Below are 24,985 nucleotides of genomic sequence, written 5' to 3' on the forward strand. Positions count from 1 at the left end.
TCTCATGCAGCCCGACACAACAGTCCCCGGCGTCTTGTCCGCCTGTCCGGATGCCTTCATCGGCAACGCGACAGCGCAGGCCCGCATGAACGCCTCCGGGTCAATCGTCCCGTCAAATCTGGCGCTCATCGGCGCAACAGTCGATGTCCGGATGAGACACCCTCAAGCGGGCGTCACGGCATGAGCTATCCCCCCGTCAACGGAACCCGGATCGGGATGCTGACGCCGTCCTCCAACACGGTTCTGGAACCCTACACCTCGGCCATGCTCGCCCCCTTTGGCCCACAGGCCAGCGCGCATTTCGGTCGCTTCCGCGTGGTGGAAATCTCCATGTCCGAGGCGTCGCAGGCGCAGTTCACGCTGGAGCCGATCCTTGAGGCCGCCGAACGGCTGGCAGAGGCCAAGCCCGCGCTGATCTGCTGGAATGGCACGTCGGCCTCCTGGCTGGGTCTGGACAAGGACCGCGCCCTGTGCGCCGCCATCACCGAGCGCACCGGCGTGCCCGCGACCTCCACGATCCTGGCCTACGATGCCTATTTTCGCGCCCGTGCGGTGAAAACGCTCGGCCTCGTGACACCCTATATCGAGGATATCGAAACCCGCATGATTGCCAATTACGCGGCCCAGGGCATCGCCGTCACCGCCGCCCGCAGGCTGAACGACAAGGGCAATTACAGCTTTGCTACATATCCGCCGGAGCAGGTGGCAGACCTCGTGGCTGACGTCGCCCAAGGCAAACCGGACGCCATTGCCGTCGTCTGCACGAACTTTCGCGGCGCCCCCGTGGCCGCCGGGACCGAACAGGCCACCGGCGTGCCGGTCCTCGACAGCGTTTCCATCACTGCCGCCCATTGCCTTCGGCTGACGGGCCTCGACCCGGCGCGGGTCACCGGCTGGGGCGGTGTCTTCGACAGCTTTACCGACATTTCCTGAACGACACGAAACACCATGAACAGAGGAGACACACCATGATCCGCCCCTTGACGACGTGCGTTGCCGCACTGATGCTTGCCCTCCCGGCGCAGGCCGAAACCCTTCGCGTGATGGGCCAGCCGGTTGCCACCGGTCTGATCCAGAAAAACGTCGAACAGCCGTTCTTCGAGAACTTCGCCGAAAATACCGGCCTCGAAGGCTTCACCGCCGACTACCAGCCGGTCGACGTCACCGGTATCAAGGACACAGAGCAGCTGCGCATCCTCAAGGATGGGCTGTTCGACATCGTGTCCCTGCGCCTGTCTCAGGTCAGCCGCGATGAACCGACGATCCTTGGCCTTGATCTGGTGGGCCTCAACCCGGACTACGACACGGGCCGCAAGACGGTCGAGGCCTTCGCCCCCGTGGTGGATGAGCGCCTTCAGGCCAAATTCAACACCAAGCTTCTGGGGGTCTGGCCCTTTGGCCCGCAGGTCCTGTTCTGTGAGCCGGAAATAGCCTCGCTGGCCGATCTCAAGGGGATGAAGGTCCGCGTCTACGATCAGAACCTTGCGGAATTCGTCTCCCTGCTCGGCGGGACACCGGTGCCGTTGTCCTTCCCGGAGGTGCAGCAGTCCCTGGCGCGCGGGGTCGTGGATTGTGCGATCACGGGTCCGTCCTCGGCCAATTCCGCAGGCTGGCCCGAAGTGACCGCCTACACGCTGCCCATCGCGTTCCAGCTCGCCATGAACGGCTATGGCATCAACCTCGACACGTGGAACAGCCTGACGCCCGAGCAGCAGGATAAACTCCAGGCGGGCTTCGATGCGCTGACCGACGAGATCTGGACCTACTCCGAAGAGCTCTTTGACGACGCGGTCAACTGCAACACCGGCGCGGAACCCTGCGAAACGGGCACCGCCTATGACCTCAAACTGGTCGAGCCTTCCGCCGCAGACAAGGAACTGGTCGGCACCGCCGTTCCCAATGTCTCCTTCCCGGCGTGGAAAGAGGTTTGTGACGCGACCAATCCGGGCTGCTCCGAGGCATGGCTCGCCGCCACCGGCGCTTCCATGTGATCGACTGACCTTCGGTCTGTTCATCTGACACTGTGGCGCGCCTCGACATGGGGCGCGCGCTCTCTTCCCCAAACCGGAGGCCCGACATGGACCGCCTTGCCACATGGATCAGCCGCCTGTTCGGATGGGCGCTGCTGTTCCTCTCCGCCTTCGTCGCGTTGGAGACCGTCTTGCGCAAACTGTTCAACACCTCGCTTCAGGGCGCAGACGAGCTGGGTGGCTATATCCTGGCTGCGGGGGCGGCGCTGTCCTTCGTCGTGGCCATGATCGACCGGGCGCATATCCGCATAGACGTCCTGCACGCGCGCTTTCCATTGCGTGTGCAGGCCGCGCTGGACTGGGTGTCCGTGGTGTCGCTGGGCGCGCTGGGGCTGTTCTTTCTTTACGTGGGCTGGTTCGTGATCGGCGATACGCTCGACTACGGCTCCACCGCCGCAACGCCGTGGCGCACGCCGCTGATCTGGCCACAGTCTGCATGGTACGCGGGGCTGGTGATCTTTGCGTTTTGCGCTTTTGCCATGGCCTGGCGCGCGACCCGTCTGTTTTTGTCCGGCAACCACCGTCGGCTCGCCTCTGAATTCAACCCGTCCTCTGCCGAGGATGAATTGGCCGAAGAACTCGACCAGCTCAAATCCCGCTGAAGGTAAACTGTCATGGATATTCTCGACGTTCTCGTTGGCTTCATCACGATGATGGGCCTGCTTCTCGCAGGCTTGCCCGTGGCCACGGTCATGGTCGTCATGGGGGTCGCGGGTGGCATGATCCTCTACGGCCCGGTGCTGCTCAAAAGCATGGGGCCTGTGCTTTGGGGCACCTCGAACGAACCTGTGCTGACGGCCATTCCGCTGTTCATCCTGCTGGGGGAGCTGTTGCTGCGCTCGGGGCTGGCGGATCGCATGTATGGCGCGCTGGCGCTGTGGCTCGGACGGCTGCCGGGTGGCTTGCTGCACACCAACATCGGCTGCTGTTCGTTGTTCGCGGCGACCTCCGGATCTTCTGTCGCCACGGCGGCCACCGTGGGGACTGTCGCGCTTCCGGCCCTGACCGAGCGGCGCTACAAGCCGTCCCGCGCGTTGGGATCTCTGGCGGCAGGCGGCACTCTGGGCATACTCATTCCACCCTCGGTGAACCTGTTGGTCTACGGGTCGCTGGCCAGCGTGTCGGTCGGGCAATTGTTCATCGCGGGCGTGATACCCGGCATCCTGCTGACGCTGTTGTTCATGACCTTCATCGCCGCGCAGGACATCCTGTCCCCCGGCGGCGCCTTCGAGGATGCCAATGTGTCCTGGGAGGCAAAACTGAAGGCGCTCAAGCATCTGATCCCTGCGGCGACGGTGTTTTCCATCGTCATGGGGTCGATCTACCTTGGCATTGCCACACCGACCGAAAGTGCCGCGCTCGCGGTGATCGTCGCCTTGGGCTTCGTCGCGGCGGAGGGCAAGCTGACCCTGGGCTTTCTCGACATCTGCTTTCGCAAGACGGCCAAGACGACGGGCATGATCCTTCTCATCATCGTCGCGGCCTTTACGCTGAATGTGACGCTGGCGCTGGGCGGCATCACCGGCGTCATGTCCGCATGGGTTCAGGGGCTGGGCCTGTCTGCGGTCGAATTGCTGTTCGCTCTGATGGTCTTCTACCTCGTGCTTGGCATGTTCATGGATGTTCTGTCGATGCAGGTGCTGACCATTCCCATCGTCGTGCCGATCATCACCGTGGCCGGGATCGACCCGGTGTGGTTCGGCATCTTCGTGGTCCTGATGTGTGAGCTGGGGATGATCACGCCGCCGGTCGGCATGAACCTCTACGTGGTCCAGGGTGTGCGCGGCGACAAGGGCGCGTTTACCGATGTCATCTATGGCGCGGTGCCCTACGCCCTGTTGATGGTGCTCTTCACTTCGGCGCTGATCTTCTGGCCCGCTATTGCCATGTGGCTGCCGCAGGCGGTGGGCCGATGACCGCCCGGATGGAGGTCGGCAGGCTGCCTGACGCCTGCGCCCTGATCCAGGGCTTCCGCGACGGGACGGCAGACCCTGTTCAGGTGATGCGCGATCACCTCGCCACCATCGCGCGGCTGGACCCTGTGCTGAACGCGTTCTCGGCGCGCGCCTCGGATGCGATGGACTGCGCCGAGGACGCGCGGGCGCGCTGGGCCAACGACACGCCGAAAGGTCCGCTCGATGGTCTGCCCATCATCATCAAGGACAACCTTGTCTCTGCCGGGCTGCCCGCGGCCTGGGGCAATGCGGAGCTGGCGTCCCGAACGCCGACGCTGGATGAGCTTCCCGTGGCAGCCCTGCGGGCGGCGGGCGCGATTGTCGTGGGAAAGGGCAACACCCCGGAATTTGCTGTGGAGGGCTACACCGGCAACACGACCTTCGGGACCACGCGCAACCCCTTTGACCCGGCGTTGACGCCCGGCGGCTCGTCCGGTGGCGTGGTGGCTGCCGTCGCTTGTGGAATGGCGGTGGCCGGGCTGGGCACAGATGGCGGCGGCTCGATCCGGCGGCCTGCGGGCTACACCGGCCTGTGGGGGCTGAAGCCCGGCATCGGCACGGTGCAGCGGGGCAAGGGGCTGCCACAGGTGCTGCTTGATTTCGAGACGGTCGGCCCGATCACGCGATCCGCGCGGGACCTTGCGCTGTTCCAATCCGTTCTGGCCCCGATCCCGGACGTGACAGACCGGCCCTTGCGCATTCTGGCCGTGTCCCGGATCAAGGACGCGCCCTGCGATCCGGGCATCCTGTCGTCGTTCGCAAGCACAGTGGCGCGGCTGCGAGCCCTGGGCCATAGCGTGGTGAAGCAGCCTTTGCCGCTGGACCTTGAGCCGCTGGGAGAAGTCTGGACCGGCATGGCAGAGATCGGTCTGGCCCATCTCGCCCGCATCGATCCAGTGGTCATGAAGACCGCCGCAGACAAGTATCAGGCCATGGCCGCACGCGGCGCGGCGCGGTCTGCGGTCGACCTCTACGAGGCGCTGTCGCGTGTGTTCACGCTGCGCGAGGCGGTGCGCGGGCTCTGGGGGTTTGATGCGGTCCTGATGCCGACCGCCGCCGCGCCGCCGTGGTCCGCGACACAGGCCTACCCGGACACCATCGGCGGGCAGCCGGTCGGGCCAAGAGGCCACGCGGTCTACACGGGGTGGGTCAATGCCGCCGGGCTGCCTGCGCTCGCCTTTCCCGGCGAGCCAATGAACGGGCTTCCGATCGGGATGCAGTTGATCGGTGATCATGGGGCAGAGGCGATGCTGCTGCAGATGGCGCGCGCGCTGGACCGTTGATTGCCAGTCCGACGGGCACCCATGCTCCGATCCTGTCGACTGCGGAGGCCGTGCAAGAGACCCCTGACGCCGACGGCATCACGGAAAGGGCCCCGGCCATTCCGCACGGGAAGACGTATGGCCCGCGTGTCCGTGTGGTCTCGATCCCAGGAAAGGGGAGGGCCTGTCGGGCGTCACCACCAACATCGCCACAGAGGCAGAGCGCTGCGGCCTTCCTGAAGGCCGCGATCAGGTACGGATCCCTGCTTGCGCCATCGACCGATTGACTGGCGGGCGGTGGCACCGGGCCGCGCTGTCACGTGATGAAACGGATGAGGCTGCTGCCGGATGAGCGGCCCTCGGCGCCGGACACGTCTATGGTGATCGGCATGCCGCTCAGCCGGCGTGCCGTCGCAAGACGCAATCCGGGCACAGCACCTTACCGAAACATTCGCAGGCACGGCCATCATCTGCTATTCCAAAAGCCGGAAGGGCAGGCGCCGAAGGCGAGGATCAGCGTGCTGCGCTCGACCTGCTGCCGGGCGCGCGGGTTTGCCTTGGCCGGGCACCGAACACATATTGCCACAGGGAGCGTGAGCATGGATATTCTGGTAAAGGGTGGTCTGCTGGCCGACGGCACGCAGGCCGACATCGCCATCACAGGCGACACCATCACAGAGGTCGCGCCGGGTATCTCCGCCGAGGCGGGCGAGGTGATCGACGCGCGGGGAAAGCTGGTCACGCAGCCCTTCGTTGATGCACATTTTCACATGGATGCGACACTGTCCTACGGGCGGCCACGGGTGAACGCCTCTGGCACATTGCTCGAAGGTATCGCGCTGTGGGGGGAGCTGAAGCAGCAGCAGACGCGCGAGGACATCATCGCCCGCGCGCTTGATTATTGTCGGCAGGCAGTGGCCAAGGGCATCCTTGCGATCCGAAGCCATGTGGATGTGACGGACGAAAGCTTCAACACGGTCGAGGCTCTGCTGGAGGTCCGCGACCGTGTGCGCGGCGTGCTGGACCTGCAACTGGTCGCCTTCCCGCAGGATGGCTGGTTCCGGGCGCCCGGCGGCGCGGAGCAGGTCGTCCGCGCGCTGGACGCCGGTGTCGATGTGGTCGGTGGCATTCCTCATTTCGAGCGCACCATGGCGGATGGCGCGGCCTCTGTCCGGGCCGCCTGTGAACTGGCCGCCGCGCGTGGCCTGCGGGTAGATCTGCATTGCGACGAAAGCGACGACCCCCTGTCGCGGCACATCGAAACACTGGCCGCCGAGACCCTGCGCTGTGGTCTGCAAGGTCGCGTTGCCGGGTCGCACCTGACCTCCATGCATTCGATGGACAACTACTACGTCGCCAAGCTGCTGCCGCTGATCGCCGAGGCACAGGTGGCCGCGATCCCCAACCCGCTGATCAACATCACGCTGCAGGGACGTATGGACAGTTATCCCAAGCGGCGCGGCCAGACCCGCGTGCCAGAGCTGCGCGCGGCAGGGGTGACGGTGGCCTTTGGTCAGGATTGCGTGCGCGACCCGTGGTATCCGCTGGGCTCGGGCGACATGCTGGACGTGGCCCATATGGGTCTGCACGTCGGCCTGATGACCGCGCCGGACCAGATGCGCACGGCGTTCGAGATGGTCACCAGAACCCCGGCAGAGATCCTCGGGCTGGACTTTGGTCTGACCAAGGGCAAGCGCGCCAGCCTCGTGGTGCTGGACGCCCCGGATCCGATCGAGGCGCTGCGCCTGCGGCCCGCGCGTCTGGCGGTGATCTCCAACGGGAAGGTGGTCTCACGGACAGAGCCTGCGCGCAGTGATCTGTCCGTGACGTTCTGACATCCGGTTGACCTAGATCGCCTTTACCAGACGGAGCGCATCGTAGATCGCCGCGTGCGTGTTGCGCGCGGCGACGGCGTCGCCAATGCGGAAAAGTTTATACAGTCCTGCAGAATTGCGGCTGACAATTTGTGGTGCGCCGCTGATGAACGCGTCGTAATCCACCTCGCCAAGGTTCGACGACCCGGCCAGCAGATCGAAGTACAGATCGTCGAGCGGCCGGGTGCCGTGGTTGACCACCACCTGGTCCACTTCGCGGGTGCGGGTCACGCCGCCGTAGTCGCTGCCGATGGTGGCCCGCAGGTGGTTGCCGTCACGCGCCACCGAGTCCAGCTTCCACGTCACGGTAAAGGTCACGTCGCGCTGTTGCAGTTCGCGCATCGCCGGGGTGAGGGACATGGCCATCACCTCGGACGAGATGTTGCGGTCGCGGGTCATCAGTTCGACCCTGGCCCCGGTTGCCGCGATCTTTTCCGCCGCCTGAAGCGCCGCGTAATCGCCCGCGTCATCGTAGATCAACACGTTGCTGCCCGGCACCGCGTCGCCCGACAGGATGTCCCAGGCGGAGACGACAAGCTCATCGCCTTCGGTCAGAACCTCGGTGTGGGGCAGGCCGCCGGTGGCGACGATGACCACGTCCGGGGCGTCCGCCTGTACCGTGTCGGCATCGGCAAAGCTGTTGAAGCGAAAGGTGACGCCCATGCGTTCGCATTCGTCGAAGCGCCATTGGATCAGCTGGATCATCTCGGCGCGGCGCGGGGTCTGCGCGGTCAGGCGGACCTGACCACCGGGATCGTTGGCAGCCTCGTGAACGATGACCTCATGCCCACGGGCCGCGGCCACGCGCGCGGCCTCCAGCCCCGCCGGCCCGGCGCCGACGATCACCACGCGGTGTTTTGCATCTGCGGCGGGGACGTCGTGGGGCTGCTCCAGCTCGCGGCCCGTCGCCGGGTTGTGCAGGCAGAGCGCCATGCCGCCCTGATAGATGCGGTCGAGGCAATAGTTCGCGCCGACGCACGGGCGGATGCGGTCCTCTTCGCCGCGCAGGATCTTGGCCACGATATGGGGGTCGGCCATGTGGGCGCGGGTCATGCCGACCATATCCAGCTTGCCGCTGGCAATGGCGTGGCGCGCGGTGGCCACGTCCTGGATCTTGGCGGCGTGGAAGGTGGGGAACTGGGTTGCGGCGCGCACTTCCCCGGCGAAATCCAGATGCGGGGCAGAGCGCATCCCCTGCACGGGGATCACGTCGGTCAGTCCGGCGTCGGTGTCGATGTGCCCCTTCACCACGTTGAGGAAGTCGACCATGCCGGAGTCCTTCAGCCGCCGCGAGATCTCGATCCCGTCAGTCCTGGTCAGGCCGCCGGGCAGATCCTCATCCCCGGTGTAGCGCACGCCAACGAGGAAATCGTCACCGCAGCGTTTGCGGATTTCGGACAGGATGTCGAAGGTGAACCGCAGTCGGTTGTCCAGCGAGCCGCCGTAGGGGCCGTGCAGATCGTTGGTCAGCGGCGACCAGAACTGGTCCATCAGGTGGCCGTAGGCTTGCAGCTCGATCCCGTCCAGGCCTGCGGCCTGCATCCGCTCTGCCGCGTCGGCGTAATCGCTGATGATGCGCGCGATGTCCCAGTCCTCGGCCTTCTTCGGGAACGCCTTGTGCGAGGGCTCGCGTTCATGTCCCGGCGAGACAACCGGCAGCCAGTCGGCCTTGTCCCACCGGGTGCGGCGGCCAAGGTGGGTGAGCTGGATCATCACCGCACAGCCGTGGTCGTGGCATTCGTCGGTGAGTTGTTTCATCCAGCCGACGACCTCGTCCTTCCACGCCAGAATGTTGTTGAACACCGGCGGGCTGTCCCGCGAGACGCTGGCCGACCCGGCGGTCATGGTCAGCGCCACACCGGCCCGCGCGCGCTCCACATGGTAGGCGCGGTAGCGGTCCTTGGGCATCCCGTCCTCGGGGTAGGCGGGTTCGTGGCTGGTGATCATCAGCCGGTTTTTCAGGGTCAGATGCTTCAGTTGATAGGGCTGGAGAAGCGGATCGTTGGTCATGGCGGGCTCCCTTGCTGCTCAAGCGATTCCATAAAATGTACAGAGGTGTCAATTTAAATGTGCATCGATGTACATTTTGCATTGCCGGGGTATTTCGATGCGCTTATCGTGCCGCCATGACAGAGGTGATTTCAGACGAACAGAAGGGGTGGCGTGGTTCGCGGGAGGTCTGGCTGGAGGCCGCGCGGGCGGCGTTTCTCGACAGTGGACTGGACGCGGTGAAGGTGCAGCCGCTGGCCGCGCGGCTTGGCCTGTCGCGCACCAGTTTCTATTGGTTTTTCAAGGACCGGGCGGCGATCCTCGACGCGCTGCAAGACGACTGGGAATCCACCAACACGGCTGCGCTGGTCGCGGGCTGCGAGGCCCCGGCAGAGACCATTTCAGAGGCCGTGCTGAACTTGCTTGCCGTGTTTCTGGACGAAAACCGTTTCATGCCACGCTACGATATGGCGGTGCGCGGCTGGGCGCATCAGTCCGACGCCGTGGCCGCGCGGGTCAGTGCGGCAGACGATCAACGCCTGGCCGCGATCCGGCGCATGTTCCGGCGTTTCGGGTTCGAGGCAGGGGAGGCAGACGTCCGTGCGCGCACCGTCTACCTTGTGCAGATCGGCTACATTGCCTTGCAGACCAATGAGGCTCTGGCGGATCGGCTGGCCCGCATTCCGGCCTATGTCAAGACATACGCCGGGCAGCCTGCGACCGAGGCGGAGCTGATGCGTTTCCGCGCGCGGTTCACATGACCGACACGTCACCCCTTGGTCGCGGCCAGCCAGTCGCGAAAGACGAGCGCCTGGCGCGAGGCCTTTGTGTGTGTTTGCAGGTAGAAGGTCTGCGGCGAGGTCATGCGCTCTGCCACCAGCGGGACCAGCGCGCCGCTGTCCAGCAGATCATCAATCAGCCCGGTCCAGCCCAGCACCGCGCCCACGCCATCCCGCGCCAGTTGCAACGCGATCATGTGGTTGTTCACCACGATCCCGCGACCGGGGGGCGGGGACAACCCGAACTTCGCGAACCATTCGGACCAGCCGGTCCATTCCATGCCCTCTGCCACGACGTGAATCAGCGGCGCGCCATGCAGATCATGGATCGAGGTGATGCCCCTTGTGGCTGCGAACTCGGACGTGCCGACGGCGATGATGTCGTCACGAAACAGCGGCAGGCAGGCAGGGTCATCCTCGGCCATGCTGCCGTAATGGATGCTCAGGTCTGCGCGTCCGGGGGCCGAGGCCGCATCGCTCACAAGTTGAGAGACAATGATGTCGGGCCGCGCTTTCCAAAAATCGGTCAACTGCGGCGTCAACCAAAAGGCGCTGACCGCCGTGGTGGTCTGCACCACCACGTCCTCCGTGTCGGGACCGGCGCGGACGTCGCGCACGGCTTCGGCGATTCCCTCGAACCCGCGCTGCAACGCGACGAAAAGATAGGCGCCCGCTTCGGTCAGTTCGACGCCGCGATGCTGGCGGCGAAACATCTCGCTGCCGAGGTCGGATTCGAGTCGCCGGATCTGGTGACTGACCGCCGCGGGCGTGACGTTGAGCTCTGTCGCGGCAGTTTTGAAGCTTAAATTTCGAGCGGCCGCCTCGAAGCAAAGCAGCGCATTGAGCGAAGGAAGGTCATAGTGACGTGGCATGGTGTCGCTTTTGAGTGGCTGGGTGTCGGGAATGGTGTCAGGTGAATTAATCTAACTCAAGGTGATTTTTTTTACCATTGATGAGCGGCAGATTGATCGGCATCGCAAGAGGTGAAATCATCTTTCCTCGAATGAGGCCGCCCCCATGTCACACGATCTATCCGAGCTTTTGGCGCAACAGACCTCCGGCTATTCGCTGGACCAGGCGTTCTACACCTCCCCCGATGTCTATGCTCAGGACCTTGAGCATATCTGGTACCGCGAGTGGCTGTATGCCATTCCCGCGTGCCAGTTGACCAAGACCGGCGCCTATGCGCGGGTGCAGGTGGGCGCCTACAACGTGGTGATCGTGCGCGGTGCCGACGGCGAGATCCGTGCCTTCCACAACTCCTGCCGCCACCGGGGATCGGTGTTGTGCAAGAACCGTGAGGGCGCGGTCGCCAAGTTGACCTGCCCCTACCACCAGTGGACCTACGATCTGGACGGTCGCCTGATCTGGGCGCGGGACATGGGCCCGGATTTCGATCCTTCGCAGCACAACCTGAAGTCGGTGCACCTGCGCAATCTGGCCGGGTTGATCTACATCTGCCTCGCGGATGATGCACCCGATTTCGACGCCTTTGCCGACCTCGCGCAGCCCTATCTGGAGGTGCACGACCTGAGCCGCGCCAAGGTCGCCTATCAGTCGTCGATCATCGAAAAAGGCAACTGGAAGCTGGTCTGGGAAAACAATCGCGAATGCTATCACTGCGCGGGCACCCATCCGGCGCTGTCGCGTTCCTTCCCGCTGGACCCGGCTGTCGCGGGCGTGTCGGCGGATGGTTCGATCCCGGCGTATCTTCAGGCGCACTTTGACAAATGCGAAGTCGCCGGAGCACCGTCCAAGTTCGTGATGGCGGGCGAGGCGGGCCAATACCGTCTGGCGCGGATGCCGCTGGAAGCCAAGGCGCTGTCCTACACCATGGACCTGCTGCCCGCCTCCAAGCGTCCGCTTGGCCGGGTGTCGGTGCCGGATGCCGGCACGCTGCTGAAGTTCCACTACCCGTCGACCTGGAACCACTTCCTGCCCGACATCTCCTTGACGTTCCGCGTGACCCCGATCAGCCCGCAGGAAACCGAGGTCACCACCTGCTGGCTGGTGGACAAGGATGCCGTCGAAGGCGTCGATTACGATATGAAGCGCCTGACCGAGGTCTGGCTCGCCACCAATGACGAAGACCGCCAGATCGTCGAGGACAACCAGCTCGGCATCAACTCGCCCGCCTACCAGTCCGGCCCCTACAGCCCGGTCATGGAAGACGGCGTGGTGCAATTCGTCGACTGGTACAAACAGACCATGCTGCGCGGGCTGGGTCCGCGCGCCGTAGCAGCGGAGTGACATAATGAACGCGATTTCTCCGACGCTGGCCTTCTGGTCCGATGACGAACCGCTGGAATGCGTGTCCTTCCTGCCGGAAGCACATAACGTCGTGACCTTCACCTTTCAGTCGCCGTCCGGTGCGCTGTTCCGCTACAAGCCGGGACAGTTCGTCACGCTGGAGCTTCCGGTGCCGGGCGGGCCTCTGTTCCGGACCTACACGATCAGCTCTTCGCCCTCGCGCCCGACGTCGCTGACCATCACGGTCAAGGCGCAGGACGGCTCGCTTGGCACGCGCTGGATGCTCGACCATCTGCGCGCGGGCATGCGCCTGAATGCCAAGGGGCCGGGCGGCACGTTCTCGAACGTCAACCACCCGGCGTCCAAGTATCTGTTCATCTCCGCAGGGTCGGGCATCACGCCGATGATGTCGATGACCACGGCGATGTATGACGCGGGCCGGGACCCGGACATCGTGTTCATCAATTGCGCGCGCCGCCCGTCGGAAATCATCTTCCGCCAGCGGCTGGAGCATATGGCCGCCCGCATCACCGGGATCGAGCTGGCATGGGTGGTGGACAAGACGGACCGCTACCAGCCCTGGACCGGGTATCGCGGCCACTTCAACCAGCTTCTGCTGGGTCTCACGGCGCCGGACTATCTTGAGCGCGAAGTGTTCTGCTGCGGGCCGGAGTCCTTCATGACCGCCGTGCGTGAGGCGCTGGTGGGCCTCGGCTTCGACATGGACCGCTACCATCAGGAAAGCTTTCACGCACCTGTGGGCGCGACCGAGGACTTCCCCGAAGACGTCACGCTGGACGAAGAAACCAAGGCTCAGATCGAGTTCACGCTGTCTGGCAAGACCGTCGAATGCGCCGAGACGGAAACCCTGCTGGGTGCGGCGCGCACCGCTGGTCTGGCAATCCCGTCCGGCTGTACGTTCGGTGTCTGCGGCACTTGCAAGATCAAGAAAACCGAAGGCACGGTGCACATGGTCCACAACGGTGGCATCACCGACGAGGACATCGAGGACGGCTACATCCTCGCGTGTTGTTCCAACCCTATCGGCAAGGTGGTTGTCGAAGCCTGACGGTATCAGTTCCCCGCAACGGCCGGTTCCCGCAGGGGTGCCGGCCGTTTTTGCGTTCTGTATCGGGCCAAGCCTATCGGACGCCCGGCCTTGAATGATCTGCGCCGCACGGTCGGTGAGGGCGCTTCTGCCCGGCAGGGCGCGATGTAGCCGATGTCAAGGAAGACGCGCGCCCCGGTCTCGATCACGCGATGACGGGGCAGGGTGCAATTTGATTTCACCTTTGGTGCGTTGGCGTTTATGAGGGCACGAGTCAAATACCGGAGGATCACATGCCGCGCTATCGTTCCAGAACCAGCACCCATGGACGCAACATGGCCGGGGCCCGTGGCCTTTGGCGGGCGACGGGCATGGGCGACGACGATTTCGGCAAGCCGATCATTGCCATCGTCAACAGCTTTACCCAGTTCGTGCCGGGCCACGTCCACCTGAAGGATCTCGGCCAGATGGTCGCCCGCGAGGTCGAAGCCGCGGGGGGCGTTGCCAAGGAATTCAACACCATCGCCGTGGATGACGGCATCGCCATGGGCCACGACGGGATGCTGTACTCGCTGCCCTCGCGCGAGGTCATCGCCGACAGTGTGGAATACATGGTCAATGCCCACTGTGCCGATGCCATCGTGTGCATTTCCAACTGTGACAAGATCACGCCCGGCATGTTGATGGCCGCCATGCGCCTGAACGTCCCGGCGATCTTTGTGTCCGGTGGCCCGATGGAGGCCGGCAAGATCGACCTCGAAGGGCTGGATGTCAAGAAGGTCGATCTGGTGGATGCGATGGTCGCCGCTGCCTCCGATACCTACACCGACGAACAGGTGCAGCACATCGAGGAAAACGCCTGCCCGACCTGTGGGTCGTGCTCGGGCATGTTTACCGCCAACTCCATGAACTGTCTGGCGGAGGCGCTGGGTCTGGCGCTGCCGGGCAACGGTTCCACGCTGGCGACCCACGCCGACCGCAAGCAACTGTTCCTCGAAGCCGGTCGGAAGATCGTCGAGATCACCAAGCGGCACTACGAGGGCGAGGAAAAAGGTCTGCTGCCGCGCGAAATCGCCCGGTTCGAGGCGTTCGAGAACGCCATGTCGCTCGACATTGCCATGGGGGGCTCGACGAACACCGTTCTGCACCTGCTGGCCATCGCCGCCGAAGGCGAGGTGAATTTCACAATGGACGACATCGACCGGCTGTCGCGCAAGGTCCCGTGCCTGTGCAAGGTCGCGCCGAACACCGAGAATGTGCACATGGAAGATGTGCACCGTGCCGGTGGGATCTTCTCCATCCTCGGGGAGCTGTCGCGCGCGGGGCTGCTGCACACCGACTGTTCCACGGTGCATTCGTCCACCATGGCCGAGGCCATCGGCAAGTGGGACATCAAGGTCGCCAACAACCCCGAGGCAGAGCAGCTGTTCAAGGCCGCGCCCGGTGGCGTGCGCACCACGGTCGCCTTCTCCACCGAGAACCGGTTCAAGGAGCTGGACACCGACCGCGAAGGCGGCGTGATCCGGTCCAAGGAACATGCCTTCTCGCAGGATGGCGGCTTGGCGGTTCTGTTCGGCAACATCGCGCAGGAAGGCTGCATCGTGAAGACGGCAGGCGTCGACGCGTCGATCCTGAAGTTCACCGGCAAAGCGCATGTGTGTGAATCCCAAGACACCGCCGTCAGCGACATCCTCACCAACAAGGTGAAAGAAGGCGACGTCGTGGTCATCCGCTACGAAGGCCCCAAGGGCGGGCCGGGGATGCAGGAGATGCTGTATCCGACGTCTTATCTGAAGTCGAAGGGTCTGGGCAAAGCCTGCGCCCTGCTGACGGACGGTCGTTTCTCTGGCGGGACGTCAGGCCTGTCCATCGGCCACGTGTCCCCCGAGGCGGCGGAAGGCGGCACCATCGGTCTGGTGGAGAAGGGCGACACGATCGAGATCGACATCCCCAACCGCACCATCCACCTTGCCGTGGACGACGCGACGCTGGCCGCGCGCCGTGCCGCCCGTGACGAGGCAGGTTGGAAGCCGGAAGAAAAGCGTACCCGCAAGGTGTCCTCGGCGTTGAAAGCCTATGCGGCGCTGGCCACTTCGGCGGCCAAGGGTGCCGTGCGCGACGTGGACCAGCTGACGAAGAAGTAAGTGTATCAGCCCGCGTATCGTTAAGGTGCGCGGGCGATTTCTGCGCCTGCACCAGCGGACCGCCTGCATGAACAACCGGTCAAGGCGCAAGGCGGGTCCTCGCGGGTGACTGTATTGCGTGGTGCTGCTGTCGCTTCGTCGGGTTGCCATTGAGCGCCTTTCGCTGGCGTCCGCAGGGCTGCTCCCCATCGCGACCACGGGTGGCCGTAACTGGGTCATGCGGCGTGACCCTGCGACGACTTTGTTCCGATGCGCCTCGGTGTCCTTATGACCGGGTTTGGCCGTTCCAACACGTGTTGCACAAGGCATTCGCATACGGGGAGGCCGGGCTGCGAAGGCTTGCATCTGGCCCCTGCGCAGCGGAGACTTTCGGCTTTCAGCGGGAGGGCAGCATCATGCCAACACCATCGGCCAACAAGGCCACAGTCACGGCCTTTTACGACATGATGTTCAACCAGTGCCGCCCGCGCGAAGCCATCGCGCGCTACGCCGGGGCGGAGTACATCCAGCACAACCCGCATGTGGGGAACGGCAAGGACGCCTTCATCACCTATTTCGAGCGGATGGCGCAGGAATATCCGGGCAAGTCCGTGACCTTTCACCGGGTGATTGCCGAGGGCGACCTGGTGGTCTTGCATTGCGAACAGCGCTGGCCGGGATCGGACGACTACGCCGGGATGGACATCTTCCGGCTCGATGCCGAGGGCCGCGTGGTGGAACATTGGGATGTGCTGCAAGTGCTGCCGAAGGTTTCTGCCAACAACAACGGCATGTTCTGACGCATCCGGGGTCGCGCCCTGCGTGGGCGCCGACGGCACTGGACGGTCCTGGCCGCTTGTGCTTCGGTCGCCTGGGCTGAACTGCGCCCCGAGTGTTGATTGAGGAACCGATGACCTGGCAAACCGTGCAGACCTGGGCGACGCATTTGCATCCTGACAAATGGTCGGGGGCGCTCATCCTCCTTGCGCTTTTCATTCTTGCCGGGCTGGTGCTGTCGCATCTTCTCAAGCGGACGATCCGTCTGGTCGTGGCGCGCGATCACGACAATCGCCTTGACCGCATGTCCATCGCGTTTCTCTCGAAGGTGGCGAGCGCCTTTGTCTGGATCATGATCCTGATGCTCTACGCGCACATGATTCCGGCGCTGGACAAGGTCGCCACCGCGCTTCTGGCAAGCGTTTCGGTCGCGTCGGTGGTCTTTGGCCTTGCCGCGCAATCGACCTTGTCAAACTTCGTGGCGGGCTTCAGCCTGATCTTCTACCGGCCGTTCCGCCTTGGCGACAAGTTGCAGATCAACGCGCCGACCGGCGTCGAAACCGGCATCGTCGAGGACGTGTCGCTGGGCTACACGATGCTGAAGACCTACGACAACCGCCGGGTCATCATCTCGAACTCCTCGATTTCAAGCATGACGATGATCAACCTGTCGGCGCGTGAACCGCGGACGATGGCGGTCGTTCCGATCTCGGTGGGCTACGAGTCTGACATCGACAGGGCGCGGGCGCTGATCCTCGAGGTCGCGTCCGGCCTGCCGCAGGTCGAAGAGGTCGTCGGCTGTCCGGTGACCAATCTGGGCGCGTCGAGCGTGGATTTCAGCCTGCGCGTCTGGTGCGCCGATTCCGGCGTTGCGGCGGGTGTGAAGAACGAGGTGCTCGAAGCTGTGAAAAAGCGCTTCGACGCGGCGGGGATCGAGATCCCCTACGCCTATCAGAACGTCCTGATCAAGGAGGTGCCAGAGGCGCTGCACCGGGACGACCGCGCCGACGGGGATTGATCGGCGGATTTCCTATGACGGTGCAAAGGCCCCTGCAGCGTCTGGATCAGGCCGCGAGCAGTGCGACGAGCGGCATCGGCATCGCTGGAATTGGCTCGGGAACGGCGGTCTGCGTGGTTGCCGGAGGGTGTGCAGGTCCGCGGCTGAACCTTTCATCAATGTAAGGTCGCGGACAAGACCACTGCAAACGGGTCAGGCAGAAAGGTTCTATCGAAGCAACCCGCGCCAAAGGCCCCACATGCTGACACTCTGCCTGAAATATCTGACCGAGAGGATCGTCCCTGCGCTGATCGCCCCGCGTCACGAAGCAATCAGGGTGCCGGTTCGGTCGCCCGCCGCGCGGCTTGGCCCCAAAGCGGCCCTTCACGGACGGCCCTGCAAGACATCTGAAAGGACACCCTCATGAAACATCCCCTGCTTCCGCTGTTGACGGCCCTGTGCCTGTCGGCCCCGATGCTCGCCTCGGCGCAACCGCTGGACTGCCCCGCGCCTGCGCCCGTGTTCACCGCGGCTGACGCGGAGCCTTTTGACCTGTCACAGCTTGCGCAAACGGTGGGACAAGCCGAGCTGGACGGCACATCACTGCGCAAGGTCGCCGAAGATATCCGCGCGGACTATCCCGAGGCCAAGGATGCAGATGTCGCCGATATCATGATCACGGCCTTTTGCACCTATCTCAACACCGATGCGCCGAAGGATCACCGCAGCGAGTCGAATGTGCGCGCCTTCGAGAGCGAGGTGTATGACGCGGTCTTTGGTGGTGCGCCGGACCAGTCCTATGAAAAGCAGGGGTGGCTTTACGGAAACTGACCGGTCCCCAGCCCCGAATGCGAGAGCCCGTCACCCTTGGTGGCGGGTTTTTTCGTATTATTCATAACGGTTTGGAGAATATGTCGTGGATGTAAGGTTGCCGAAAGTCTGGTGACGAAGTGGCTCCCTAGATGTTGTTCAACGGCAGCACCCGCTGCGCGAAAGGGACGACGGACATGGCCTCAACCGAACTCAACGCACTGGTCTTGCAGGGGGGCGGAGCGCTTGGCGCCTATCAGGCCGGCACCTTCTCGGCCTTGGACGAGGCCGGTTTCGACTTTGACTGGATCGCCGGCATTTCGATCGGGGCGATCAACGCCGCGCTCATCTGCGGCAACCGCAAGGAAGACCGCGTTGCCGCGCTTGAAGCGTTCTGGGACAGGATCACCTCGAACACGCCACAATCGTTTGGTTTCTGGACCGCTTCCGCGCGCCGCGCCTTTTCGGAATTCGCCGCCGCCGAGGTGTCGATGATCGGCGCTCCGGGCTTTTTCAGGCCGCGGATGCCCGTCGCGTTCTGGCCCTTCGCTCCCGCGCCGGCGCTGAGCCTGTATGACACCACCCCGCTTGAGGCGACGCTGAACGACTTGGTGGACTTCGACCTGCTGAACGCGACCGGCCCACGGCTTTGCGTCGGGGCGACGGACGTGGAGACCGGGAACTTCACATATTTCGACAGCCGCGACACGCGGATCGACGCGCGCCACATCATGGCCAGCGGTGCCTTGCCGCCGGGCTTTCCTCCGGTGGAGATCGACGGTCGTTTCTACTGGGACGGTGGTCTCGTGTCGAACACGCCTCTGCAATACGTCATGGAGCGGGCCGAGGGCGACGCGCCGCTGTGCATTTTCCAGGTCGATCTGTTCAATGCGCGCGGCGGGCTTCCGGTCGATGTGATCGACGTGCAGCAGCGCCAGAAGGACATCCAGTATTCCAGCCGCACGCGCCTGACCACGGACCGTTACCGCCAGCTGCACGCGTTGCAGGCGGCGGCAGAGCGGCTGGCGGCGAAATTGCCCGACACGCTCAAGGACGATCCTGATCTGGCGCTTCTGCGCGAGGCCGGGCCGTCATGTCCCGTGACGCTGGTGCATCTGATCCACCGCAAGCAGGGCTTTGAGGGGGGCACCAAAGATTACGAATTCTCGCGCCAGTCGATGACGGACCACTGGGCGGCGGGGCGCGGCGACGTCACCCGCACGCTGACACACGAAACCTGGACATCCCGCTGCGTGGGCGCTGACGGCCTGCACGTCTTTGACCTTGGCACATCGGAAAACCTGAAGGACCCTGACCATGAACGCCTCTGATCTTCTCGCAAACGCCTTTGCCATGCCTGTCACCAGCCCGTCCTATCCCAAGGGGCCGTACCGCTTCGTCAATCGCGAGTTCCTGACCATCACCTACCGCACCGACATGGAGGCCCTGCGCCGCGTGGTGCCCGAGCCGCTGGAGATCCCGGAGCCGCTGGTGAAATACGAATTCATCCGGATGCCCGACAGCACCGGTTTCGGGGATTACACCGAAAGCGGCCAGGTCATCCCGGTGACGCTGGACGGCGTCGCGGGCGGCTATGTGCATTCGATGTTCCTGAACGACGATGCGCCCATCGCCGGGGGGCGCGAGATCTGGGGTTTCCCGAAGAAGCTCGCCGATCCGGCGCTTCGGGTCGAGAAAGACACGCTGGTGGGCACGCTGGACGTGGGCTCCGTCCGGGTTGCGACGGGGACGATGGGCTACAAGCATCGCGCGCTCGACCACGACGCGGTGCTCAAGGGCTTCGAGGCGCCGAACTTCATGCTGAAGGTCATCCCGCACGTCGATTGCACACCACGGATTTGCGAACTGGTCCGCTACTACACCAAGGACGTGACCCTCAAGGGCGCCTGGGAAGGTCCCGCGGGTCTTGAACTTCACCAGCACGCGCTGGCCCCGGTGGCCGAGCTGCCTGTGCGGGAGGTCGTGTCGGCCGTGCACCTGATGACCGACCTGACGCTTGGTCTGGGCGAGGTCGTCCACGACTACCTGCCAGCGAAAGGATAAGCGACCATGCCTGCCGCAGCCCCTTCCACCGCGACGCCCCGCACGTCCCGCCACACGCGGACCACGCGACTGGTCCATGCCGGGTTGGCGCTTGCCGTCGTGACGCAACTTCTGGTCAGCCTCGTGATGGAACCTGCAGAGGACGGCCATGCCGGGAACCTCTGGTACGAGATCCACGAATACGGCGGCCTCGCCGCCTTTGCCCTGATCGTGCTGTTCTGGATCGTCCTGACGGCCCGCAAGCGTGGCACGCCGGGCGGCCTCTTGTTCCCGTGGTTTTCGGGTCCAAGGCGCGCGGCGCTCTGGTCCGACATCAAGCACCATGCCGCGACACTGCGCCAGATGCGCCTGCCGCCCCATGACGACGCCAGCCCGCTGGCCAGCGCCGTGCATGGGCTGGGCATCCTGCTGATCAGCGCGATGGCCGCCACCGGCACGGTCTTCTACTTTTTCGGCGGCGGCGACGCGCACACCGGCGGTCTGGCAGGCGTCATGCTGGAGATCCACAAAGCGCTGGCGAACCTCGCCTGGGCCTACCTGATCGGCCACGCGGGCCTCGCCGTCCTCCAGCACATCTTCACCGATTTCAACCTGCGCGAGATGTGGTCCCTCCACACCGCGACCAAGAAGGAAACCAGCAAATGAACCTCAAGGATAAAGTCTGCATCATCACCGGCGCGGCAAGTGGCATCGGCCTTGGCATCGCGAAACGCTACGTCGCCGACGGCGCCAAGGTCGTCATCGCCGACCTGAAACTCGACGCGGCGCAAAAGACCGCCGACGCGCTGACCGCCGACGGCCCGGGCGAGGCGATGGCCGTCGAGATGGACGTCACCGACGAGGATATGGTCAACGCCGGTGTGGCCAAGGTCATCGATACATGGGGCCAGATCGACGTGCTGGTGTCGAACGCCGGTGTGCAGATCGTGCACCCGATCGAGGATTTTCCCTTCGACCAATGGAAAAAGCTGCTGTCGATCCATCTCGACGGGGCCTTCCTGACCTCCAAGGCGGTGATGCCGCATATGCAAAAGGCCGGGTCCGGGTCGATCATCTTCATGGGCTCCGTCCACTCCAAGGAAGCGAGCGCCCTGAAGTCCGCCTACGTGACGGCAAAGCACGGTCTGCTGGGGCTGGCCCGCGTCATTTCCAAGGAAGGCGCAAAGCACGGCATCCGCGCCAACGTGATCTGCCCCGGCTTCGTGAAGACCCCGCTGGTGGAAAAGCAGATCCCGGAACAGGCGCGTGACCTTGGCATCTCCGAAGAGGAGGTCGTGAACAAGGTCATGCTGGGCGAGACCGTCGACCAGGAATTCACCACCATCGAGGACGTGGCCGAAGTGGCGCATGTCTTCGCTGCCTTCCCGACCAACGCGCTGACCGGCCAGTCGCTGGTGGTCAGCCACGGCTGGTACATGAACTGAGACCCTCGGGAACAGGAGACCGACAATGGAAAAAGATCCCCTTCACGACCGCCTTGCAGCGCTCGGACGCAAGATCCACGCGGCGGAGCAGAAGCTTCGCGACCACGCGCATCTGTACCATGACCAAGCGCATCTGACGTCAAAAGAGCTCAAGGAGCGGTACGCGCGGTTGCAGGCCCGTCTGGACGACGAGGCCGCCGATGACGAGGCCCACGGCCATCACGTGACCGACCTCGAACGCTCGGTGCGGCAGTGGCTCGACAGCTTCGACACCTCGCACACCGCATCCAACTGACAACCCCACAAGTTTTGAAAAGGAGACCGTCATGTCCGAACTGATCGTCATCGGGTACGAAACGCCCGACAAGGCAGAAGAGGCCCGCGCCGACCTCATGAAGATGGCCGGGGAATACCTGGTCGATGTGGCCGACGCGGTTGTCGCCGTCGCGGACGCAGAAGGGAACGTCAAGCTCAACCAGATGGTCAACATGTGGACGGCCGGGGCGACCGGCGGAGCGTTCTGGGGCCTGCTGGTGGGGATGATCTTCTTCAACCCGCTTCTTGGTGTCGCCGTCGGCGCCGGGGCAGGGGCTTTGTCGGGCGCGCTGACCGATTACGGCATCAACGACGACTTCATGAAAGAGGTTGGCGGCGTTCTGCAACCGGGGCAGGCTGCGCTGTTCATGATGGTGCGGACCAATGCCTCCGACAGGGTGATCGAGCGGCTGGGCGAACACGGCGGGCGCGTGTTGCGCACCAACCTCGACACCGATGCCGAAAACCATCTGCGGCGCGCCTTTGACGAAGCACACAAGGCTGAGGTCGGCGCAACCGCGCCGGAGCAGGCATGACGTCCGTTGTGTTCGTCCAGCCGCTGCTGGCACTGATCGCGGGGGTTCTGATCCTGATCGTTCCGCGGCTCCTCAACTACGTGATCGCCGGCTACCTGATCCTGTTCGGATTGGCCGGATTGTTCCCGCATCTCTTCGGCGCCTGAGCGCCAACATACTCGGCGACGGACACCACCATCGGGGTCCGTCGCGATCTGGCAGGGGCCACCATGAAACACCTGAAACTGATCATTCTTGCTGTTGCCGTCGTCGCCGTCGGGGGCGGGCTTTGGCTTTGGTGGCAGCATGAGCGCATCCACCCCTCGACCGATGACGCCTACCTCAAGGCCAATGTGCTGACCATCGCCCCGCAGGTCGGTGGCGCGATCGAAACCGTTGCGGTCATCGAGAACCAGCATGTCGCGGCCGGTGATGTGCTGTTCGGGATCGACACGACCGATCTGGAGCAGCAGGTTCAGGCCGCTCAGGCCAGTTATGAGGCTGCGATGCAGCAAACCAGCGCGGCGATCACCGACCTGTCTTCGGTTTCGGCCCAGGTCGACAGCGCGCAGGCGGCGCTCAAGGATGCGCAGGACAGCTTTGACCGGACGGCGACGCTGTTCCAGAAGGGCGATGTGGCGCAGGCGGCGCTGGATCAGGCCACCTCCGCGCGCGATCAGGCCAAGGCCGCGCTCGACAGCGCGCAATCCGCGCTGGCGTCGGCCCGTGAACGCGCCGGACAGGCAGGCGATGACAACCCGGCGGTGCGCGCGGCCAAGGCGCAGTTGACCCTGGCGCAGACCAACCTCGCGCGGGCCGAAGTGACGGCCCCGGTCTCGGGCTGGGTGTCGAACCTCGATCTGAGGCCCGGCGCGCTGGTCGCACCGAACATGCCGCTTTTCTCGCTGGTCGAGGACGGGGATTGGTGGATCGACGCGAATTTCAAGGAAACCGACCTGGCGCGCCTGCGTCCCGGCCAGCCTGTGGCGGTCGACATCGACATGTATCCGGGCCTGACGCTGGACGGCACGGTTCAGAGCCTCGGTGCCGGGTCCGGCGCGGTGTTTTCCCTGCTGCCGCCGCAGAACGCCAGCGGCAACTGGGTCAAGGTCACACAGCGCTTTCCCGTGCGGATCGCCCTCGACACCCGGCCTGACGATCCCGCCCTGCAGCTGCGCGTCGGCGCGAGCACCAGCGTGACTGTCGATACCTCCGGTCTGGACACCGCGAAATGAGTGCCGCAGCTGTTTCGGAAGGGGCCTCCGGCGCGGGCGCGGTGCGCTGGACCATCGTTCTGGCCGTGGTGCTGACGGCTGTGCTGGAGGTGCTCGACAGCACCATCGTCAACGTCGCGTTGCCGCAGATCCAGGCGGCCTTCGGCATCACAAACGACCAGACGGTCTGGATTCTGACAAGCTACATCGTCGCCTCGGTCGTGGTCATGCCGCTGACCGGCTTTTTCGTCCGCAGGTTCGGGCGGCGGCGGCTGATCATCACGGCCATCGTGGGGTTTGCAACCTTCTCGGCGCTTTGCGGGCTGTCCTGGAGCGTCGAGATCATGGTCGCCTGCCGTCTGGGTCAGGGCATCTTCGGCGCCTTCCTCATCCCGCTTTCGCAATCCATCCTGTTCGACAGCTTTCCCAAGGAAAAGCGCGGCCAGGCCATGGCTTTCTTCGGTCTTGGCGTCGTGGTGGCGCCGGTGCTCGGCCCGACGCTGGGCGCGTTGCTAACCGAGTATTTCTCGTGGCGTGCGGTGTTTTACGTCAACCTGCCCATCGCGGCCTTCGCGCTGACGATGATGACCGGGGAGCTGAAGTCCGAGGACACCAAGCGGATCACCGTGGACTGGGTCGGGCTGTCGCTGATGGTGGGGGCCATCGCGTCGCTGCAGCTGATGCTTGACCTCGGGGAAAGCCGTGACTGGTTCGCCTCGAAGCTGATACAGGTCGCCGCGATCACCCTCGTCGCCTGTGCGGTGAGCTTCGTCCTGCGCGGGCGTGGCAAGCGCGACAACATCATCGACTTCTCGCTGTTCCGCGACCGCAGTTTTGCCGGGGCGAACGTGGCCATTCTGGGCTTTGGCGTGGCGATGTTCGGCTCCATCGCGATCCTGCCGCTGTTTGTGCAGGGCCTGCTGGGCTATCCGGTGCTGGATGCGGGGAGGCTGTTTATTCCGCGCGGGATCGCGGCGGGCTTTTCGATGGTGCTGACGGGATCGGTGCTGGTCACGCGTTTCGATCCGCGAAAGCTGTTGGTTGTGGGGCTGATCCTGACGGGATCGGGCAACATCCTTTTGGGTCTGCTCAACCTCGATGCGGGTTTCTGGAACCTGGCGTGGCCCGGCGTGGTGTCGGGACTTGGCATGGGGTTGTTCTTTGTGCCGATGTCGACGCTGGCCTTTCAGAACATCGGCCCGGACCGGCAGGACGAAGCCTCGGGCATCTACGGCGTGACACGTTCGCTCGGCTCGTCGGTGGGGATCGCGCTGGTGGGCTGGCAGGTCGCCAGCCGGTTGCAGTTCCACTATGCCACGCTGGCGTCAGGCATCACGCCTTTCGATGCCGCGGCGCGGGCCTGGCTGGCACCGCTGAACCTCGACCCTGCCTCGTCCGAAGGGGCCGCGCAGATCGCCGCGCAGATCCAGCAGCAGGCCAGCCTGCTGGCGTTTCAGGATGCCTTCTGGCTGACCGGGGTGGCGGCCTTTGCGATGCTGCCGGTGGTGTTGATCCTGCAACGCCCCAATCCGCAGGCAGCGCCGGTGGCGGCGCACTGA

25 protein-coding genes are annotated in these 24,985 nt (G+C 64.4%); 23 read left to right on the top strand and 2 right to left on the bottom strand.

Annotated features, from left to right (window positions below; translation table 11 throughout):
• The first annotated feature begins 4 nt into the window (after nt 1–4).
• From GGQ68_RS10580 to GGQ68_RS10610, 7 genes are all read left to right on the top strand, one after another.
• Nucleotides 5–184 (top strand): hypothetical protein, encoded by a 180-nt coding sequence (locus GGQ68_RS10580; protein WP_183965783.1) that lies wholly within the window; start codon nt 5–7, stop codon nt 182–184.
• On the top strand, nt 181–933 hold the full coding sequence (locus GGQ68_RS10585) for a maleate cis-trans isomerase family protein (RefSeq protein ID WP_183965785.1): 753 nt from the start codon (nt 181–183) through the stop codon (nt 931–933). Before GGQ68_RS10580 ends, GGQ68_RS10585 begins: the two co-directional genes overlap by 4 nt.
• A gap of 35 nt (nt 934–968) precedes the next feature.
• Nucleotides 969–1,991 (top strand): TRAP transporter substrate-binding protein, encoded by a 1,023-nt coding sequence (locus tag GGQ68_RS10590; protein WP_183965787.1) that lies wholly within the window; start codon nt 969–971, stop codon nt 1,989–1,991.
• Between the two features lie 86 nt (nt 1,992–2,077).
• Nucleotides 2,078–2,632 carry a TRAP transporter small permease subunit gene (locus GGQ68_RS10595; RefSeq protein ID WP_183965789.1) on the top strand — a complete coding sequence of 185 codons (555 nt, stop codon included), beginning with the start codon at nt 2,078–2,080 and terminating at the stop codon, nt 2,630–2,632.
• 12 nt (nt 2,633–2,644) lie between these two features.
• Nucleotides 2,645–3,946, top strand: a complete 1,302-nt coding sequence (locus GGQ68_RS10600; protein ID WP_183965790.1) for a TRAP transporter large permease — start codon at nt 2,645–2,647, stop codon at nt 3,944–3,946.
• Nucleotides 3,943–5,268, top strand: coding sequence for an amidase (locus tag GGQ68_RS10605; RefSeq protein ID WP_183965793.1), 1,326 nt, complete (start codon nt 3,943–3,945; stop codon nt 5,266–5,268). Before GGQ68_RS10600 ends, GGQ68_RS10605 begins: the two co-directional genes overlap by 4 nt.
• A gap of 578 nt (nt 5,269–5,846) precedes the next feature.
• A complete protein-coding gene (locus tag GGQ68_RS10610) occupies nt 5,847–7,082 on the top strand; it encodes a cytosine deaminase (protein ID WP_183965795.1) in 1,236 nt (411 codons plus the stop codon).
• A 12-nt stretch (nt 7,083–7,094) separates the two neighbouring features.
• Here GGQ68_RS10610 and GGQ68_RS10615 read toward each other — a convergent pair whose 3' ends face one another.
• A complete protein-coding gene (locus tag GGQ68_RS10615) occupies nt 7,095–9,131 on the bottom strand; it encodes an NADH:flavin oxidoreductase (RefSeq protein ID WP_183965797.1) in 2,037 nt (678 codons plus the stop codon).
• Nucleotides 9,132–9,247: 116 nt separating this feature from the next.
• Here GGQ68_RS10615 and GGQ68_RS10620 point away from each other — a divergent pair, with 116 nt between their 5' ends.
• Entirely contained in the window at nt 9,248–9,871 is a 624-nt protein-coding gene (locus GGQ68_RS10620) for a TetR/AcrR family transcriptional regulator (RefSeq protein WP_183965799.1), read from the top strand.
• An 8-nt stretch (nt 9,872–9,879) separates the two neighbouring features.
• On the opposite strand, the gene GGQ68_RS10625 is transcribed toward GGQ68_RS10620, so the two are convergent.
• Nucleotides 9,880–10,761, bottom strand: coding sequence for a LysR family transcriptional regulator (locus GGQ68_RS10625; RefSeq protein WP_183965801.1), 882 nt, complete (start codon nt 10,759–10,761; stop codon nt 9,880–9,882).
• A 145-nt stretch (nt 10,762–10,906) separates the two neighbouring features.
• Between GGQ68_RS10625 and GGQ68_RS10630 the strand changes: the two genes are divergently transcribed.
• The 15 genes from GGQ68_RS10630 (at nt 10,907) to GGQ68_RS10700 (ending at nt 24,985) form a co-directional block, all read left to right on the top strand.
• A complete protein-coding gene (locus GGQ68_RS10630; RefSeq protein ID WP_183965802.1) occupies nt 10,907–12,139 on the top strand; it encodes an aromatic ring-hydroxylating oxygenase subunit alpha in 1,233 nt (410 codons plus the stop codon).
• A 4-nt stretch (nt 12,140–12,143) separates the two neighbouring features.
• Nucleotides 12,144–13,208: an FAD-binding oxidoreductase gene (locus GGQ68_RS10635; protein WP_183965804.1), complete on the top strand. Its 1,065-nt coding sequence runs from the start codon at nt 12,144–12,146 to the stop codon at nt 13,206–13,208.
• A 272-nt stretch (nt 13,209–13,480) separates the two neighbouring features.
• Complete coding sequence (ilvD, locus tag GGQ68_RS10640) at nt 13,481–15,331, top strand: dihydroxy-acid dehydratase (RefSeq protein WP_183965807.1); 1,851 nt, start codon at nt 13,481–13,483, stop codon at nt 15,329–15,331.
• 395 nt (nt 15,332–15,726) lie between these two features.
• Nucleotides 15,727–16,110 carry a nuclear transport factor 2 family protein gene (locus tag GGQ68_RS10645; RefSeq protein WP_183965809.1) on the top strand — a complete coding sequence of 128 codons (384 nt, stop codon included), beginning with the start codon at nt 15,727–15,729 and terminating at the stop codon, nt 16,108–16,110.
• 110 nt (nt 16,111–16,220) lie between these two features.
• A complete protein-coding gene (locus GGQ68_RS10650) occupies nt 16,221–17,105 on the top strand; it encodes a mechanosensitive ion channel family protein (protein WP_183965811.1) in 885 nt (294 codons plus the stop codon).
• Between the two features lie 402 nt (nt 17,106–17,507).
• Nucleotides 17,508–17,915, top strand: coding sequence for a hypothetical protein (locus GGQ68_RS10655; RefSeq protein ID WP_183965813.1), 408 nt, complete (start codon nt 17,508–17,510; stop codon nt 17,913–17,915).
• Between the two features lie 176 nt (nt 17,916–18,091).
• A complete protein-coding gene (locus tag GGQ68_RS10660) occupies nt 18,092–19,225 on the top strand; it encodes a DUF3734 domain-containing protein (RefSeq protein WP_183965815.1) in 1,134 nt (377 codons plus the stop codon).
• Entirely contained in the window at nt 19,212–19,958 is a 747-nt protein-coding gene (locus tag GGQ68_RS10665; RefSeq protein ID WP_183965817.1) for an acetoacetate decarboxylase, read from the top strand. The genes GGQ68_RS10660 and GGQ68_RS10665 overlap by 14 nt, the downstream gene beginning before the upstream one ends.
• 6 nt (nt 19,959–19,964) lie before the next feature.
• Nucleotides 19,965–20,603 carry a cytochrome b/b6 domain-containing protein gene (locus tag GGQ68_RS10670; RefSeq protein WP_183965818.1) on the top strand — a complete coding sequence of 213 codons (639 nt, stop codon included), beginning with the start codon at nt 19,965–19,967 and terminating at the stop codon, nt 20,601–20,603.
• Nucleotides 20,600–21,382 (top strand): 3-hydroxybutyrate dehydrogenase, encoded by a 783-nt coding sequence (locus tag GGQ68_RS10675; protein ID WP_183965819.1) that lies wholly within the window; start codon nt 20,600–20,602, stop codon nt 21,380–21,382. Before GGQ68_RS10670 ends, GGQ68_RS10675 begins: the two co-directional genes overlap by 4 nt.
• 25 nt (nt 21,383–21,407) lie before the next feature.
• Nucleotides 21,408–21,677: a 3-ketoacyl-ACP reductase gene (locus tag GGQ68_RS10680; protein WP_183965820.1), complete on the top strand. Its 270-nt coding sequence runs from the start codon at nt 21,408–21,410 to the stop codon at nt 21,675–21,677.
• 31 nt (nt 21,678–21,708) lie between these two features.
• Nucleotides 21,709–22,233 (top strand): DUF1269 domain-containing protein, encoded by a 525-nt coding sequence (locus GGQ68_RS10685; protein WP_183965821.1) that lies wholly within the window; start codon nt 21,709–21,711, stop codon nt 22,231–22,233.
• Complete coding sequence (locus GGQ68_RS10690; protein ID WP_183965822.1) at nt 22,230–22,379, top strand: DUF3096 domain-containing protein; 150 nt, start codon at nt 22,230–22,232, stop codon at nt 22,377–22,379. The genes GGQ68_RS10685 and GGQ68_RS10690 overlap by 4 nt, the downstream gene beginning before the upstream one ends.
• Nucleotides 22,380–22,442: 63 nt before the next feature.
• Nucleotides 22,443–23,447, top strand: a complete 1,005-nt coding sequence (locus GGQ68_RS10695) for an HlyD family secretion protein (RefSeq protein ID WP_183965824.1) — start codon at nt 22,443–22,445, stop codon at nt 23,445–23,447.
• A complete protein-coding gene (locus tag GGQ68_RS10700; RefSeq protein ID WP_183965826.1) occupies nt 23,444–24,985 on the top strand; it encodes a DHA2 family efflux MFS transporter permease subunit in 1,542 nt (513 codons plus the stop codon). Before GGQ68_RS10695 ends, GGQ68_RS10700 begins: the two co-directional genes overlap by 4 nt.

The sequence above is a fragment of the Sagittula marina genome (genome assembly GCF_014196795.1).
Lineage (GTDB): Bacteria > Pseudomonadota > Alphaproteobacteria > Rhodobacterales > Rhodobacteraceae > Sagittula > Sagittula marina.